Consider the following 16,028-nt stretch of genomic DNA (forward strand, 5'->3'; position numbering starts at 1 on the left):
TTCCCGTTCCCCTTCAGCGATTTGTCACCGCACTATACAATGTCACGTTGCGCGGTGCGTCATCCGGTCGGCCGCCGGTCGTCCAGGAAGCGGGCCATCCAGTCCTCGACGTCGTCGGCCGCACGCGGCAGCCCCCCGGAGAGGAGTCTCGCGCCGTCGGCGGTGATCACGAGGTCGTCCTCGATGCGCACGCCCATGCCGCGCAGTTCGGGCGGCAGCGTCTCGTCGTCCGGCTGGAGGTAGAGACCGGGCTCGACGGTGAGGACGTGACCCTCCTCCAGTACGCCGTCGAGATAGGTCTCCGCGCGGGCCCGGGCGCAGTCGTGCACGTCGATGCCGAGCATGTGCCCGCTGCTGCACAGGGTGTAGCGGCGGTACAGGCCGCTGTCGTCGGCGAGTGCCTCCTCGGGTGCGACCGGCAGGATTCCCCAGGCGTGCAGCCCCTCGGCGATGACGCGCATGGCCTCACGGTGGAAGTCCCGGAAGCGGGCGCCGGGCCGCAGCGCGGCGATGGCGGCCTCCTGTGCGGCCAGCACCAGTTCGTAGACGTCGCGTTGGGCCGGCGAGAAGCGGCCCGACAGGGGGAGGGTGCGGGTGATGTCGGCGGTGTAGAGGGTGTCGTTCTCCACTCCGGCGTCGAGCAGCAGCAGTTGGGACGGTGGGAGCGGGCCGTCGTTGCGGATCCAGTGCAGGACGCAGGCGTGCGCGCCCGCAGCCGCGATGGTCTCGTATCCCGTCCCGTTGCCCTCGGTCCGCGCGCGCAGGTTGAACACGCCCTCGATCCGGCGTTCGCCACGGGGGTGGCGCAGGGCGTCGGGCAGGGCGCGCGCCACGTCCTCGAAGCCCGCCGTCGTGTGGTCCACGGCCCGTTGGAGCTGTCCCACCTCCCAGGGGTCCTTGCGCAACCGGAGTTCGGCGAGTACGGCATCCAACTCGGCGTCCCCCGAGGGGGTGTGGGACCGCTCGGGCAGCAGACCGTCGAGCCGGAGATCGACGCCGGCGAGCAGGCGGGTCGGCGGCTGCGGGCCGGTGAGGAGCTTCGGCAGCTCGTCCAGGTGGGCGCAGCGCAGCCCGGTCAGCGCGGCGGTCTCGTCCAGGTCGGGCCGGCGGCCGACCCAGAACTCGCCGTAGCGGCGGTCACGGTAGAAGTCGCTGGTGTTCCGGGGGGAGCGGGGGCGGATGTGGAGGACCGGCTCGTGACCGTCGGACCCCGACGGTTCGAGGACCAGGACGTGGTCGGGCTGCTCCTCGCCGGTCAGCCCGGTCAGCCAGGCGTAGGCGCTGTGCGGGCGGAACCGGTGATCCGTGTCGTTCGAGCGGACCTTGAGCGTTCCGGCGGGTATGACCAGCCGCTCGCCCGGGAAGCGCGCCGACAGCCGGTGTCGCCGCTCGGGCAGCAGGGCGTGGCCGGGGACCCGCGCGTCGGCAGGCAGTGGGGAGGGTTCCCAGCCGGTGGCCATGAAGGCGTCCAGGGCCGCCGGGACCGGTAGATCGTGGCTGCCCGTATGCGGTCGGGCAGGGGGCATGGAGGTCACTGGTCTCCTTGAAGGGGTGGGCCGGGGGTTTCCGGGCCGAAGACTCGGAGGGGCCGGAGGGGCCGGATCGCGGGACACGTTTCGGTAACGGGGTGACACGGTCCTTGGCTGTGCAATTTCACATTACTATGTTACGGGTCACATCGCGTCGGTGCGGTCGCACTTTCCGGCCCGTTCCCCTCGCGTTCCGCGAGCAGCCGCTCTCCGGGCCGCGCGGCGGCCCGGAGCACCGGATCCCTCCCGCCTCCTGCCTTCCGCCGGCCCGTTCCGCCGCCGTGCCCCTTTCCCGTACCGAGGAGTGCCCCATGTCCCGTCGCACCCGCACGCTGTCCGCAACTGTGAGCGCCTCCCTCTCCCTGGCCCTGCTGGGCGCCTGCACCGCGCAGGGGGGTGACGGCCGCGGGCCGGACGAGCGGCAGCCCGGTGTGGCGACCGGCACCGTCATCGGCGGGACGCCGAAGCGGGGCGGCACCCTGACCGTGCTGTCCAACCAGGACTTCGCCCACCTGGACCCGGCCCGCAACTGGGTCATGCCGACCATGGACTTCGGCACCCGGCTGATCTACCGCACCCTCACCACGTTCCGGGCCGCGCCCGGGAAGGCGGGCAGCGAGATCGTCCCCGACCTCGCGACCGATCTCGGCAGACCTTCCGACGGCGGCCGCACCTGGACCTTCACCCTCAAACCCGGCCTCGCCTACGAGGACGGCACCCCCATCGAGGCCGCCGACATCAAGTACAACGTCGAGCGCTCCTTCGCCCCGGACCTGGCCGGCGGCCCCGACTACGCCCAGCGCTACCTGGCAGGAGCCGAGGGGTACGCGGGCCCGCTGGACGGCAAGCACCTCGACTCGATCAGGACCCCCGACGACCGGACCATCGTCTTCTCCCTGCGCAGGCCCGTCGCCGAGTTCTCCTCCACCGTCACACTGCCCACCTTCTCGCCCGTACCCGCGTCCCGCGAGAAGGGTGTCCAGTACGACCTGCGGCCCTTCTCCTCCGGCCCGTACCGCATCGAGAGCTATGCCCGCGGCAAGAAGCTGGTGCTCGTCCGCAACACCCACTGGGACGCGGCGACCGACCCGGTACGCAAGGCGTACCCCGACCGGATCGTCGTGGTCCAGGGGCTCAAGGGCGGACAGATCGACGACCGGATCATCGCGAGCGCGGGGGCCGACGCCTCCGCCGTCGAGTGGTCCGACCTCCAGCCCTCCAGCGTCGCCAAGGTCCTGCCGAAGCCCGGGATCCGGCAGCGGCTCTCCGCCGAGCGCACCGGCTGCACCGACATGCTCGCGCTGAACACCTCCCGCGCGCCGTTCGACGACCCGAAGCTCCGGGAGGCGATGCAGTACGCCGTCGACAAGCAGGCCCAGGTGACCGCCAACGGCGGACCCGCCCTCAACGACATCGCCACCGCCTACCTCCCGCCCTCGCTCACCGGCGGCCGCGCCGCCGACCCGGTCCACACCGCTCCCGCCACCGGGGACGTGAAGAAGGCCGAGAAGCTCCTCGCGGAGGCGGGCAGGGGCGACGGCTTCGACACGACCATCACCGTCTCCACCGGGGACAAGACCCGCGCCGAGGCGCTCCAGCAGAGCCTGGCGCGGGTCGGCATACGGCTGCGGATCGAGACCGTCGACCCCTCCGTCTACTACGACACCATCGGCGACACCGCCGACGCCCCCGACATGGCGATCAGCGGCTGGTGTCCCGACTACCCCTCCGCCGCCACCTTCCTGCCGTTCGTCTTCGACGGCCGCACCATCAAGGCCAAGGGCAACCAGGGCAACGTGTCCCAGTTCCGCGACAAGGCCGTGGAGCGCCGCATGGACGAGATCGCCGCCCTTCCCGACGCGGCCGCCGCCGACACGGCGTGGACCGCGCTCGACCGGGAGATCCAGCGCAAGTCCCCGGCCGTGCCCCTGCTCTGGGAACGCAAGCCGCTGCTCGTCGGCGACAACGTCGCCGGAGCCTTCGGACACCCCTCCTGGACCGGTCAGTTCGACTTCGCCGTGATCGGCCTGAAGGACCCGTCCCGGAGCGAGGGCTGAGAGGACGAGGACACCGCGCCATGACCACGCCCACACCACCCCCACCCGCCCCGGCGTCCCGGCCGGCGTCCGGGCAGCCAACCGCCCCGGAACCCGCGTCACCCACCGACATCGCCGGGTCCGGCCCCGGCGTCGCCCCCGCCCTCGGCGGGCCCGGCACCGCTGCCCTGCCCGCCACCCCCTGGCGGACCACCTGGCGCAGCCTGTGGGGCGACCGGGGCAGCCGTACGGCCCTGATCGCCGCCGCCCTGCTGATCCTCGTCGCCCTCACCGCGCCCCTCCTCAGCCGGCTGGGCGGCTGGTCGCCCACCGACTTCGACGCCGACGCCATCGACCCCTACCTGGGCGGCCTGCCGCGCGGCGCCCTCGGCGGCATCGGCGCCGACCACTGGTTCGGCGTCGAGCCGGTCACCGGCCGCGACCTGTTCGCCCGCGTCGTCCACGGCGGGCAGGTCTCCCTGCTGATCGCCTTCGCCGCCACCGCGATCGTCGTCGTCACCGGCACAGCCGCGGGCATCGCCGCCGGCTACTTCGGCGGGCCTGTCGACACCGTACTGAGCAGGCTGATGGACCTCACCATGTCCTTCCCCTCGCTCATCTTCATGATCGCGATGATGTCGGTGGCCCAGGACGTCAACCGGGTCGTCCTGATGACCGTCGTCATCGGCGTCTTCGGCTGGCCCGGCATCGCCCGCGTGGTGCGCGCCGAGGCCCTCGCCCTGCGCCACCGCGAGTTCGTCGAGGCCGCCCGTGCCTGCGGCAGCGGCCCCTGGCGCATCCTCACCCGGCAGGTGCTGCCCAACATCTCCGGGCCCGTCATCGCCTACACCACGCTGCTGATCCCCGGAATGATCAGCACGGAGGCGGCGCTCAGCTTCCTCGGGGTGGGCGTGCGCCCGCCCACCCCCTCCTGGGGCCAGATGATCGCCGAGGCCGTCGCGTACTACGAGACCGACCCGATGTACTTCATCGTCCCCAGCGTCTTCCTCTTCGTCGCCGTCCTCGCCTTCACCGTCCTCGGCGACGCGCTGCGCGACATCCTCGACCCGCAGGGAGGCCGGCCGTGATCGCCTACCTGGTCCGCAGATGCCTCGGCGTGGCCGGCGTCCTGCTCGCCATCTGCGCCGTCACCTTCGTCATCTTCCACCTGCTGCCGGCCGATCCGGCGGCAGCCGCCTGCGGCAAGACGTGCAGCCCCGAACGGCTCGCGGAGGTACGCCACTTCATGGGGCTCGACCAGCCCGTGTGGCGGCAGTTCGGCGACTACCTCCGCGGCATCTTCGCCGGCCGCGAGCTGGGCAGCGGTCCGCACGCGCTCCGGTGCGGCTTCCCCTGCCTCGGCTACTCCTACGAGAACGCCCTGCCGGTGTGGGACCTGCTGATGGACCGGCTGCCCGTCTCCGTCTCGCTGGCGTTCGGCGCGGCCTGTCTGTGGCTGGTGCTCGGACTGGGCGCCGGGGTCACCGCCGCACTGCGCAAGGGCGGACCGCTCGACCGCACGCTGATGGTCGGCGCGGTGGCCACGGCCTCCCTGCCCGTCTACTTCACGGCGGTGATGCTCCTGTACGGGCTGGTCCGGCTGACCGGACTGCTGCCCTACCCCACCTACGTCCCCCTCACCGACGACCCCGTCTCCTGGGCGGCCAACCTGCTGCTGCCCTGGACCGCGCTGGCGCTGCTGTACGCCGCCATGTACGCCCGCCAGAGCCGCAGTTCGATGATCGAGACGATGGCGCAGCCCTACATCCGGACCGCCCGCGCCAAGGGGCTGCCCGCCCGGACCGTCGTGGTCAAACACGGACTGCGCTCCGCGATGATGCCGGTCCTCACCCTCTTCGGCATGGACCTCGGCGCACTGCTGGCCGGCGCGGTCATCACCGAGTCCATCTTCGGCATCCCCGGCGTGGGCCGCCTCTTCTACGACGCCTTGCAACGCTCCGACCAGCCCGTCGTGCTCGGCGTCACCCTGCTCGCCGCCTTCTTCATCGTGGCGGCCAACGTCGTCATCGACCTCCTGTACGCCGTCGTCGACCCGAGGGTGAGGAACTGACGTGCCGCCCACCACCGCACCGGACCGCCCGCTCCTGCGCGTCCATGACCTGCGGGTCGCCTTCGACACCCCCGGCGGCACCGTCCAGGCCGTCGACGGGGTCTCCTTCACCGTGGAGGCCGGCCGCACCCTGGGGCTGGTCGGGGAGTCCGGCTCCGGCAAGTCGGTCACCTCCCTGGCCGTGCTCGGCCTGCACCGCCGGGCCAGGGTGAGCGGATCGATCACCCTCGCCGGGGAGGAACTCGTCGGCCTGGGCGACCGCCGGTTCGGCCGGCTGCGCGGCCGCCGGATGGCCATGGTCTTCCAGGACCCGCTGTCCGCGCTGCACCCCGCGTACACGGTCGGCGAACAGATCGCGGAGGCCCACCGCCACCACTTCGGCAGCGGTCGGCGCGCCGCCCGCCGGCGGGCCGTGGAGATGCTCGGCGAGGTCGGCATCCCCGAACCGGCCCGCCGGGCGGGGGAGTACCCGCACCAGTTCTCCGGCGGGATGCGCCAGCGCGCGATGATCGCCATGGCCCTGTCCTGCGAACCCGAACTCCTCGTCGCGGACGAGCCGACCACCGCCCTCGACGTCACCGTCCAGGCGCAGATCCTCGAACTGATCGCCCGCCTCCAGCAGGAACGGGGCCTGGGCGTCCTGATGATCACCCACGACCTCGGAGTGGTGGCACGCGTCGCCCACGAGGTGCTCGTCATGTACGGCGGCCGGGGAGCCGAACAGGCTCCGGTGGACGGGCTGTTCGAGGCTCCGGCACACCCCTACACCCAGGGCCTGCTGGACTCGCTGCCCCGCCTGGACGACCCCGACGACGCCCCGCTGCGCGCCATCCCCGGCAGTCCGCCGTCACCGGCCGAGCCGCGCTCCGGCTGCCCCTTCGCGCCGCGCTGCCCCCGTGCCGCCGCCGCCACCGCTCCGGAACGGGCCCGCTGCGCCACCGTGACCCCCCGCCTCACGGGGCTGCCCGGCGGCCGGACGGTCGCCTGCCATCTGCCCCTGAGTGCCGCACCGCCCGTCCCGCGACCCGGCCCGCCCGGCGGGGTCCCCGCACCGGCCGAGGAGCCCCGATGAGTACACCGCGCCCCACGTCACGCAGTACTACCGCCCGCTCAGCGGCCTCCGACGCGGTGGGGGCACCCGGAGGCGCGTCGCCGGCCGGCCGGGCGGGCCCCCGCACGGCCGAGGGCGCGGGTGCCGGCTCCCGTACGACCGAGGACGCCGGAGCGGGGCCCCTGCTGTCCGTACGGGGTCTGGTCAAGGAGTTCCCCCGCCGCCGCTTCCCGGGGCGTGCCGCGGCGCCGGTCCGCGCGGTCGACGGCGTCGATCTGGAGCTCGCGGCGGGCGAGACCCTCGGGCTGGTCGGTGAGTCCGGGTGCGGGAAGTCCACCACCGGCCGGATGCTGGTGCGGCTGCTCGAACCCACCGCGGGGACCGTCGAGTTCGAGGGCCGCGACATCACCCGGCTGTCCCCGCGCGAACTGCGGGCCACCCGGCGTCGCCTCCAGATCGTCTTCCAGGACCCCCATGCCTCGCTGAACCCCCGGCAGACGGTCGCCCGGATCATCTCCGAACCCCTGCTGGTGCAGGGAGCCACGGTCCGGGCGGCCCGCGACAGAGCCGCGGAGCTGCTCGATCTGGTGGGTCTGGGGGCGCAGCACCTGGACCGGCACCCGTACCAGTTCTCCGGCGGCCAGGCGCAGCGCATCGGGATCGCCCGCGCCCTGGCGACCGGGCCCCGGCTGATCGTCGCGGACGAGCCGGTCTCCGCGCTGGACGTGTCGGTCCAGGCCCAGGTCGTCAACCTGATGGAGCGTCTGGGAGCCGAACTGGGGCTGTCGTTCCTCTTCATCGCCCACGACCTCTCCGTCGTGAAGCGGGTCTGCGACCGGGTGGCGGTGATGTACCTGGGCCGCATCGTCGAGATCGGCGACAAGCGCGAGGTGTACGGCCGGCCTGCGCACCCCTACACCCGAGCGCTGCTCTCGGCGGTCCCGCTGCCCGACCCGGCGGCCGAGCGCCGCCGGGAGCGGATCATCCTGCTGGGCGACCCGCCGAGTCCGGCCGCGCCGCCCAGCGGCTGCGGCTTCCACCCGCGCTGCCCCAAGGCGCAGGCCGTCTGCCGCACCGAGCGGCCGCTGCTCCGCACCGCGGGCCCCGGTACGCGCACGGCCGCTTGCCACTTCCCGGAGACGGACTGAGTGGTTCCCGGTGGCCCGGACGCCCGTCCGTGCCACCGGGAACGGGCGTCAACAGACCGTCATTCAACCGGCGTTCACCGGTAAGTCGGATCGGATTCGACCCAGGGCCTTCCCTGTGGGGTGTGACCTGTGCCATTGTACATGGCACAAGGCGTGGGCATGTCAAGCGCGACGGTGTCCCCTTCCGTCGTCCGGCGACAGCACGGCTGTGAGTACACCCCCCCGGCCCGCGCCCTCCATCCCATCGGTCACGCACCCGCGTGCCTCCGATCCCCTCATGGGAGGAAACAACGTGAGAACCACACTCGTCCGCCGAGGTGTGGGTGCCGTTCTGCCCCTGGCTCTGGCCGGGGCGATGGGCCTCGGGCTGCTCACGCAGCCGGCCGGGGCGCAGCCGAGCTCCCCCTCGGCAGTCACGGCATCCACCGCGTCGCAGCCGTCCCGGCCCGCCGCGTCCGGAAAGCTCGCTCCTCAGGCGCAGCAGTTCGCGGACACGGACGCCGACCACCAGCTCAAGGACGCGCTGGAGGCGTCCCGGATACCCCCGGTGAGCGCCGACAAGTCGGCCCTCAAGGAGGCGTACGGCGACCACGACGCCCCCGGGGAGCGGAAGGCGGGCGAGAAACCCTCGGCGAAGGCGGTCGCCGCGTGCGACCCCGCCGACTTCACCGGCCGGACCGGGGCCGAACTCGTACGGCAGATCAAGGCGTCCACCGTCGACTGCGTGAACACCCTGTTCAGCCTGACCGGCGAGAACGCCCGACTGGCCTTCCGCGAGGCCCAGATGACCACCGTGGCCTACGCGCTGCGCGACAGTGCCGCCTACTATCCGGGCGACGGCAGCACCGGTACCCCGCAGCTCGTGCTCTACCTCCGGGCCGGGTACTACGTGCAGTGGTACAACCCGGACGTCGTCGGACCGTACGGGAGTGCCCTGCGGACCGCCACCCGCTCGGGCCTCGACAGCTTCTTCGCCGCCCCCCGGTCGCGCGACGTCACGAACGAGAACGGCGAGACCCTCTCCGAGGCGGTCATCCTGATCGACAGCGCCCAGGAGAACGCCCGCTACCTCTTCGTCGTCAAGCGGCTGCTGGCGGACTACACGTCCTCCTGGAACGACTTCTCCCGGATGCTCGCCGCGGTCAACAACGTGTACACGGTGACCTTCCGAGGCCACCAGGTGCCCGCGTTCGTCAGCGCCGTCGGGGCGGACCCGAGCGTCATCGACTCCCTGCACCGCTTCGCCGCCGCCCATCTCTCCCTGCTCGACGGCGACCACGCGTACCTGACCTCCAATGCCGGACGGGAACTGGGCCGCTTCCTCCAGCACGAGAGCCTGCGGGCGAAGACGCGCCCGCTCGCCGCCGACCTGCTGCGCAAGACCTCCCTCACCGGCCCGACCGCCCCGCTCTGGGTGGGCGTGGCGGAGATGGCCGACTACTACGACCGGGCGAACTGCTCCACCTACGGGGTCTGCGACCTCCAGGAGCGCCTCAAGCGCGAGGTGCTGCCGGTCCGCCACACCTGCAGCCCCGGCATCCGCATCCTCGCCCAGCAGATGACCTCCGCCGAGCTGAACGCCAGCTGCACCAGCCTCATCCAGCAGGACGCGTACTTCCACCGGGTCGCCAAGGACAACGGCCCGGTCGCCGGCGACAACAACACCTCCATCGAGGTGATCGCCTACGACTCCAGCGCCGACTACCAGACGTACGCCGGGGCGATGTACGGGATCGACACCAACAACGGCGGCATGTACCTGGAGGGTGACCCCTCCGCCGCGGGCAACCAGCCCCGCTTCATCGCCTACGAAGCGGAGTGGCTGCGGCCGGACTTCCACATCTGGAACCTCAACCACGAGTACACGCACTACCTCGACGGCCGCTTCACCATGCACGGCGACTTCACCGAGAACATGTCCACCCCCACCGTCTGGTGGGTCGAGGGCTTCGCGGAGTACATCTCCTACCACTACCGGGGCCAGCCCTACACCGCGGCGATGACCGAGGCCGGCAAGGGCACGTACGCCCTCAGTACGCTGTTCGGCACGGACTACAGCCACGACACCACGCGGGTGTACCGCTGGGGCTACCTCGCCGTGCGGTACATGCTGGAGAAGCACCCCGCCGACATGGACCGGGTCCTCGGCCACTACCGCACCGGCCAGTGGGCCGCCGCCCGGACCTACCTCACCAGCACCGTCGGAACCCGCTACGACAGTGACTTCCGGACCTGGCTGGCCGGGTGCGCCGCCGGTGACTGCGGGAGCGGGGACGGCGCCGTCGCCGAGTGCACCGACCCCGACACCCGTGTGCTGGGCGAGAACTGCCGCCGCAGCAACCTCTCCGCCACCCAGGGCAACTACTCCTACCACTACCTGTATGTCCCGGCCGGCACCCAGCAGCTGAAGATCACCGTCAGTGGCGGCACCGGCGACGCCGACCTCTACTACAGCGACGCGGGGTGGGCCACCACCTCCTCCTCCACCCAGCGGGCCACCGGCTCCGGCAACTCCCACACGCTGACGATCAGCAACCCGCGCGCCGGCGCCAACTACATCAGCCTGTACGCGGCCGCCGCGTTCGGCGGAGCGACCCTCACCACCGCCTACTGACCGGAGGTCCCGTCCCCTCTTCCGGGGCCCACGCCATCGGCGCGGGCCCCGGCACGGTCGTGCGCCGGGCCGTGGGCGGGGGCGGCGGGAAGCGGCCGGGCTCCGCTGATGCTCCTATTGCTGTCAAGCGGCTTGAAGCCAGTCGCGGTAGGAGTGGGCGAGGTCGTCGTCCCTGCTGAGTCCTCGTTCAAGTCTGGAGATCATCCGGATGATTTCCTTCTTCGTCCTTCCGGCAGCGGTCTGTCGCGCAACGTAGGCGCGGGTCCGGGCGTCGCCGGACATGCGGACCAGGGCGATGCGGTAGAGGGCTGCGTTGGCCGCTCGGTCGCCGCCCCGGGAGAGTCGGTGCCGGTTGGTTCTGCCGCTGGAAGCAGGGACCGGGGCAGCCCCGCACAGCGCTGCGAAGGACGCCTCGGTCCGCATCCGTTCGGGGTTGCCGCCCGCGGTGATCAGCAGTCGTGCGGCGGTGTCGGGGCCGACACCGTAGGCGGCCCGCAGGCCCGGGTTGTGGGTGGTGACCTCGGCATCCAGGGCCCGCGTCAGTGTTTCGTGCTCGGCGGTGAGCGCCTTGACCCGGCGGGCGAGGCTCTTCAACGCGGTCAGCACGGCGATGTGGAGGGCGTCACCGGCCGGCCGCAGCCGGGCCAGGGCCTCGGTGCGATCGGTGCCCTTGAGCTGCCCGTACTTCGCGCGGATGGCTTCCGGGGCAGTGATGAGGACGTTGCCGATCTGATTGAGCGCGGCGGTGCGGGCCTTGACGGCGGAGCGGGCTGCGTTGTGCAGGGCACGTATCCCGGCGACCGTGTCGTCCTTGGGGGAACTGGAGGCTCTGCCGGACAGGGCGGCGCGGGCGGCGGCGTAGGCGTCGATCGGGTCGGACTTGCCGGTGCGGCGCCGTTCGGCCTTGTCGGGGCGGTTGACCTCGACAACCTGGTGCCCGTGGGAGCGGGCGGTCCGCGTGAAACCGGCCCCGTAGGACGAGGTGCCTTCCACCCCGATCGAGACCACACGCCCGTGCGCGGCCAGGAAGGCCAGGGCTGCCGCGTATCCAGCGGCGGTGGTGGAGAACTCCGCATCCGCGAGATGACCGCCGTTTTCGCTGATCACAGCGACGTGGACGGTGTCAGCGTGGGAATCGGCCCCACCGAACACATCCTGGTCCACGGTGTCCGCCGCAACCTCTGATGCCATGCTGATACTGCCTTCCCAGCCGAAGGTGGGCGCCGGCCGGGTGGCGCAGACAGGACATTGAAGGGGCTTCTGACCAAGCTCCTATCAGGTCATGTTCCGCCTGGCCGGAGCCATGAGAACGAGCTCCGGCAGCCGGACAGAACAGCGCGAAGACAGCCCAGCAGGGCGTCAGTCAGTGCCCGAGTCACGACCGCCGGAACCCGAGTATCAGCATCAATGTCAGTGCCTCCCCATACAGTCGGAACATCACTCGGGGAGCACCGGAGAAGGAGCCCAGTCATGTCCGCCAACAGGATCCAGCACAAGGTGAATCACGTCGCTCTGGTCGTGGACGCCTCCGGTTCCATGCACCAGCACCAGGGTCAGCTGATCCGCGTCGTGGACGAGTTCGTGGCGGGGCTGAAGGCGGAGTCGGACAGCCTCGGCCACGAGACCCGGATCAGCCTCTACTCCTTCGACCACCGGGTGGAGAACCTGGTCTGGGACATGGACGTGAAGCACCTCCCGTCCATGCGGGGGCTCTACAAGGTCAACAACGGCGCGACCGCGCTCATCGAGGCGTCGCTGAAGTCCCTGGACGACCTGGGGCACATCTGGGAGGAGTACGGCGAGCACAGCTTCCTCCAGATCGTCGTGACGGACGGCGAGGAGAACGCCTCCGGCGGCGACCGGCGGCACGACGGCGACATGACGATCCTCGGCCCGTGGCTCGACCGGATCACCGCGAAGATGGGCGGGCTGCCGGGGCACTGGACCTCCGCGATCCTCGTCCCGAACTCCCTGGCGAAGCGCACCGCCCAGAACTACGGCTTCCCCGCCGGCAACATCGCCATCTGGGACGCGGACTCCCAGAAGGGCGTCGAGGACGCGATCGGCACCGTGCGCGCCGCCGCCACCAGCTTCCTGCGCGGCCGCGAGCAGGGCGTGCGCGGCACGAAGAACCTGTTCGCCGTCGGCCAGGACATATCGGTGGACGACGTGCGGGCCACCCTCGAACCGGTCCCGGCCGACAAGTACCGCCTGCTGAAGGTCGACAAGGAGGCGGAGATCCGCGCCTTCGTCGACTCACATCCGGGCGTCACCTACGAACGCGGCTCCTGCTACTACCAGTTGGGCTCGCGGGTCCAGGTGCAGCCCGACAAGGAGGTCATCGTCGTCGAGAAGGACACCGACCGCGCCTACACGGGCGAGGCGGCGCGCAACCTCCTGTTCGGCGCGGGCGTGCGCGGGACCGTCTCGGTGAAGGCCGGCAACAACCCCAAGCTGGAGGTGTACGTGCAGAGCCGCTCGGTGAACAGGAAGCTCAAGGCCGACACCCGTCTGCTCATCATGCTCTGATGCCGACACCCGTCTGCTGATTGCTCTGATCAGGTGGGCGGCCGTTCAGTCCGGGGTCGCCGGGGTGGAGGTGTCCGTCGCCACCGACACCGCGAGTGCGCCCAGGGCCGTGCCCATGAGGCAGCGCTGGGCGCGGAGCCAGGAGGGGCGGCCGGCGAGGAAGACGGCGATGGCTCCCGCCGCCAGGACGATCCCCAGGTTGACGGTCAGGGCCACCACGATCTGCACGGAGCCCAGAACCAGGCCCTGGAGCAGCACGTTCCCCTTCTCCAGAGCGATGAACTGCGGGATGAGGGAGAGGTACATGATGGCGATCTTCGGGTTGAGCAGGTTCGTCATCAGCCCCATCGAGAACAGCCTGCGCGAGGAGTCGTGCGGCAGCTCCGCCGGCGCGAAGACGGAGACGCCTCCGGGCCGCAGGGCGGACCAGGCCAGATGGGCGAGATAGGCGGCTCCGGCCAGCTTGACCGCCACGTACAGCTCGGGCACCGCGAGGAAGACCACCGACAGGCCGAGATTCGTGGCCAGCAGATAGACCAGGAACCCCACGGCCACCCCGCCGAGGGACACCACTCCCGCACGCCGCCCCTGGGTGATGCTCCGGGAGACGAGATAGATCATGTTCGGCCCCGGCGTGAGGACCATGCCCAGGGCGACCAGAGCGACGCCCAGCACTCCGCTCAGCTCGACCACGCCCGTCCACCGATCCGTTCACGCGGTACCGGACGGTCCGGCCCGTTGTTCACCGATCGCCTTGCTCGGTGCAATCGACGGTAGGCGGCCCCGGGGAGTCGGTGCAATAGCGGTCATTGCGCTCGGTGCAATGCTGTGCTGGGATGGCGCTCCACGCACCGGGGGAGGAGAGGAACGTGAAGGACTTCCGGTCCGTCGCGGACGCCGTGGCGGCGGATATCGGGAGCGGCCGGCTCGGACCCGGAGAACGGCTGCCTCCCCAGCGGGAGTTCGCCCGCCGCCACGCGATCGCCGACTCCACCGCCGCCCGCGTCTACCAGGAGCTCGCCCGCCGGGGCCTCACCGTCGGCCAGGTCGGTCGCGGCACGTTCGTCACGCAGCAGCCGGGTGCTCCCGCGCCCGCCCCCGCCCTGTCCGAGCCCTCCGCCGCCCGCGTCGACCTGGAGCTCAACCACCCCGTCGTCCCCGAACAGGCCGCGCTGCTCGCCGCGGGCCTGGAGAAGCTGGTGCGCTCCGACCGTCTGGAATCGGTGCTCCGCCCGGTCGGGCCCGCCGGCACCCCCGCCGCGCGCGAGGCCGCCGCGGCACTTCTCGCACGGGGCGGCGGGCGGCCCGCTCCGGGGCACGTCCTGTTCGCCGGGAACGGCCGCCAGGCCCTCTCCGCCGCCGTCGCCGCACTCACCAGGCCCGGTGCCCGGCTGGGCGTCGAAGAGTTCACCTATCCGGTGCTGAAGGCCGTCGCCGCCCGGCTCGGCGTCACCCTCGTGCCGCTGGCCATGGACGAGGAGGGGCTGATCCCCGAGGCGGTGGAGGAGGCGCACCGCGCCGAACCGCTGCACGCCGTCTACGTACAGCCGGTCCTGCACAACCCGCTGTCCCGCACCATGTCCGCACGGCGTCTCGACCACCTGGCCGACGTGCTCCTGACCTCAGGAATCCACGCCGTCGAGGACGCCGTCTGGGCCTTCCTCCGGGACGACCTGCCGTCGCTCGCCTCCCGTGCTCCCGAACGGACCGTCCTGGTGGACAGCCTCTCCAAGCGGCTCTCACCGGGGCTGACGCTCGGGTTCGCGGTGGCCCCGGCCGCACTCGCCGGCCGGGTGACGGGGGCGCTGCGCTCCGGCGGGTGGACGCCCATGCGGTTCCCCCTGGAGGCGATGGTGCGCTGGCAGGCCGACGGCACCGCCGCCACCCTCGTACGGGCCAAGCGGCGGGAGGCGCGGGCACGTCAGGAGATCGCGCAACGCCACCTCGGCGACTTCCGGACGGGCGGCGACCCCTGCTCGTACTACCGCTGGTGGGAGCTGCCCGACCCCTGGCGCGCCGACACCTTCGTCGCCGCCGCCGCGCGGCACGGCATCGCCGTGACCCCGGCGGCCGCGTTCCGCGTCGGCCGCCGGAGCGGCCCGCGGGCCGTCCGTCTCGGGTTGGCGTCGCCCACCCGCGACGTGCTCTCCGGGGCCCTGAGGACCCTCGCCGACATCGCCCGGACCGCGCCGGACGACCTGGCCGGAGAGTGAGCGCCCGCCCCGTACCGGGGCCACCCCTGCGTCAGGGCGCGCCGTCGCCGCGTCGCGCGGTCTCCTCCAGGAGGCCGTCGAGGTCCTTCAGCCGGTCGAGGCCCTTCACGGCCCTGGCCATCCGGTGGTTGGCGCTCAGGGTCGTGCGGTGGCGGTGGAGGAAGGCCCAGTAGCCCGCCGTGTACGGGCAGGCGTGCTCGCCGGTGCGCTCGGTGGGGCGGTAGGCGCAGGGGCCGCAGAGATCGCTCATCCTGTGGATGTAGGCCCCGCCGGAGGTGTACGGCTTGGTCGTCATCCGGCCGCCGTCCGCGTACTGCGACATGCCGACGACGTTGGGCAGCATCACCCAGTCGTAGCCGTCCACGAAGCACCGGTGGAACCAGTCCGTCACCGCCGCCGGGTCCCAGCCGTCCTGGAGGGCCCGGCTGCCCAGCACCATCAGACGCGGGATGTGGTGGGTCCAGCCGGTGTCGCGCACCTGCTCCAGCACGGTGGACAGGCAGTTGGCGGTGACCGCGTCCGCGTCCAGATCGAGGAACCAGTCGGGCGGCGGCGCCCGGTGGCGCAGCGTGTTGCGGGTCCGGTAGTCCTCGCCGAAGTGCCAGGAGAGCTGCCAGACGTACTCCCGCCAGCCGGCGATCCGCCGGACGAACCCCTCGACGCTGTTGAGCGGCGCGTCCCCCGCCCGCCACGCCGGTGGAAGCGGCGGCGGCTCAGGACGGAGCGCGCCTCGATCATCAGGAGCGGGGCGTGCGCATCCGGTCCGCCGTGGCGCGGGTCGAGGAAGTGCGGGCCCAGTTGGTCCCCGAAGAGCCAGTGGGTGCGTGGTGCCATGAG

Annotated in this window: 11 protein-coding genes and 1 pseudogene; 8 read left to right on the top strand and 4 right to left on the bottom strand. The window is 71.9% G+C overall.

The window, feature by feature from the left end; all coding sequences use genetic code 11:
• Nucleotides 1-59 precede the first annotated feature (59 nt).
• On the bottom strand, nt 60-1,526 hold the full coding sequence (locus QFZ71_RS24680) for an aminopeptidase P family protein (protein WP_307670347.1): 1,467 nt from the start codon (nt 1,524-1,526) through the stop codon (nt 60-62).
• 314 nt (nt 1,527-1,840) lie between these two features.
• On the opposite strand from QFZ71_RS24680, the gene QFZ71_RS24685 reads away from it, so the two are divergent.
• From QFZ71_RS24685 to QFZ71_RS24710, 6 genes are all read left to right on the top strand, one after another.
• Nucleotides 1,841-3,586 (top strand): ABC transporter substrate-binding protein, encoded by a 1,746-nt coding sequence (locus QFZ71_RS24685; protein ID WP_307670348.1) that lies wholly within the window; start codon nt 1,841-1,843, stop codon nt 3,584-3,586.
• Between the two features lie 20 nt (nt 3,587-3,606).
• The gene (locus QFZ71_RS24690; RefSeq protein ID WP_307670349.1) at nt 3,607-4,653 is read left to right on the top strand and encodes an ABC transporter permease; all 1,047 of its coding nucleotides are present in this window, start codon (nt 3,607-3,609) and stop codon (nt 4,651-4,653) included.
• Nucleotides 4,650-5,636: an ABC transporter permease gene (locus tag QFZ71_RS24695; protein ID WP_307670350.1), complete on the top strand. Its 987-nt coding sequence runs from the start codon at nt 4,650-4,652 to the stop codon at nt 5,634-5,636. The genes QFZ71_RS24690 and QFZ71_RS24695 overlap by 4 nt, the downstream gene beginning before the upstream one ends.
• Before the next feature lies 1 nt (nt 5,637).
• The gene (locus QFZ71_RS24700; protein WP_307670351.1) at nt 5,638-6,708 is read left to right on the top strand and encodes an ABC transporter ATP-binding protein; all 1,071 of its coding nucleotides are present in this window, start codon (nt 5,638-5,640) and stop codon (nt 6,706-6,708) included.
• A 56-nt stretch (nt 6,709-6,764) separates the two neighbouring features.
• Nucleotides 6,765-7,835: an ABC transporter ATP-binding protein gene (locus tag QFZ71_RS24705; RefSeq protein WP_373465151.1), complete on the top strand. Its 1,071-nt coding sequence runs from the start codon at nt 6,765-6,767 to the stop codon at nt 7,833-7,835.
• 277 nt (nt 7,836-8,112) lie between these two features.
• Nucleotides 8,113-10,449: a M9 family metallopeptidase gene (locus tag QFZ71_RS24710; RefSeq protein WP_373465152.1), complete on the top strand. Its 2,337-nt coding sequence runs from the start codon at nt 8,113-8,115 to the stop codon at nt 10,447-10,449.
• 123 nt (nt 10,450-10,572) lie between these two features.
• On the opposite strand, the gene QFZ71_RS24715 is transcribed toward QFZ71_RS24710, so the two are convergent.
• Complete coding sequence (locus tag QFZ71_RS24715) at nt 10,573-11,640, bottom strand: IS110 family transposase (RefSeq protein WP_307670352.1); 1,068 nt, start codon at nt 11,638-11,640, stop codon at nt 10,573-10,575.
• Between the two features lie 279 nt (nt 11,641-11,919).
• Here QFZ71_RS24715 and QFZ71_RS24720 point away from each other — a divergent pair, with 279 nt between their 5' ends.
• Nucleotides 11,920-12,978 carry a VWA domain-containing protein gene (locus tag QFZ71_RS24720; protein WP_307670353.1) on the top strand — a complete coding sequence of 353 codons (1,059 nt, stop codon included), beginning with the start codon at nt 11,920-11,922 and terminating at the stop codon, nt 12,976-12,978.
• A 45-nt stretch (nt 12,979-13,023) separates the two neighbouring features.
• On the opposite strand, the gene QFZ71_RS24725 is transcribed toward QFZ71_RS24720, so the two are convergent.
• The gene (locus tag QFZ71_RS24725; protein WP_307670354.1) at nt 13,024-13,671 is read right to left on the bottom strand and encodes a LysE family translocator; all 648 of its coding nucleotides are present in this window, start codon (nt 13,669-13,671) and stop codon (nt 13,024-13,026) included.
• Nucleotides 13,672-13,847: 176 nt separating this feature from the next.
• On the opposite strand from QFZ71_RS24725, the gene QFZ71_RS24730 reads away from it, so the two are divergent.
• On the top strand, nt 13,848-15,191 hold the full coding sequence (locus tag QFZ71_RS24730) for a PLP-dependent aminotransferase family protein (protein ID WP_307671571.1): 1,344 nt from the start codon (nt 13,848-13,850) through the stop codon (nt 15,189-15,191).
• Nucleotides 15,192-15,222: 31 nt separating this feature from the next.
• Here QFZ71_RS24730 and QFZ71_RS24735 read toward each other — a convergent pair.
• A pseudogene (locus QFZ71_RS24735) lies at nt 15,223-15,885 on the bottom strand (cryptochrome/photolyase family protein); the annotation flags it as partial.
• Between the last annotated feature and the right edge of the window lie 143 nt (nt 15,886-16,028).

Origin of the sequence: Streptomyces sp. V2I9 (assembly GCF_030817475.1) — a bacterium.
Lineage (GTDB): Bacteria > Actinomycetota > Actinomycetes > Streptomycetales > Streptomycetaceae > Streptomyces.

Coding starts and splice junctions, on each gene's coding strand:
- QFZ71_RS24680 (WP_307670347.1), bottom strand. CDS start 1,526: ATGCCCCCTGCCCGACCGCATACGGGCAGCCACGATCTACCGGTCCCG.
- QFZ71_RS24685 (WP_307670348.1), top strand. CDS start 1,841: ATGTCCCGTCGCACCCGCACGCTGTCCGCAACTGTGAGCGCCTCCCTC.
- QFZ71_RS24690 (WP_307670349.1), top strand. CDS start 3,607: ATGACCACGCCCACACCACCCCCACCCGCCCCGGCGTCCCGGCCGGCG.
- QFZ71_RS24710 (WP_373465152.1), top strand. CDS start 8,113: ATGGGAGGAAACAACGTGAGAACCACACTCGTCCGCCGAGGTGTGGGT.
- QFZ71_RS24715 (WP_307670352.1), bottom strand. CDS start 11,640: ATGGCATCAGAGGTTGCGGCGGACACCGTGGACCAGGATGTGTTCGGT.
- QFZ71_RS24720 (WP_307670353.1), top strand. CDS start 11,920: ATGTCCGCCAACAGGATCCAGCACAAGGTGAATCACGTCGCTCTGGTC.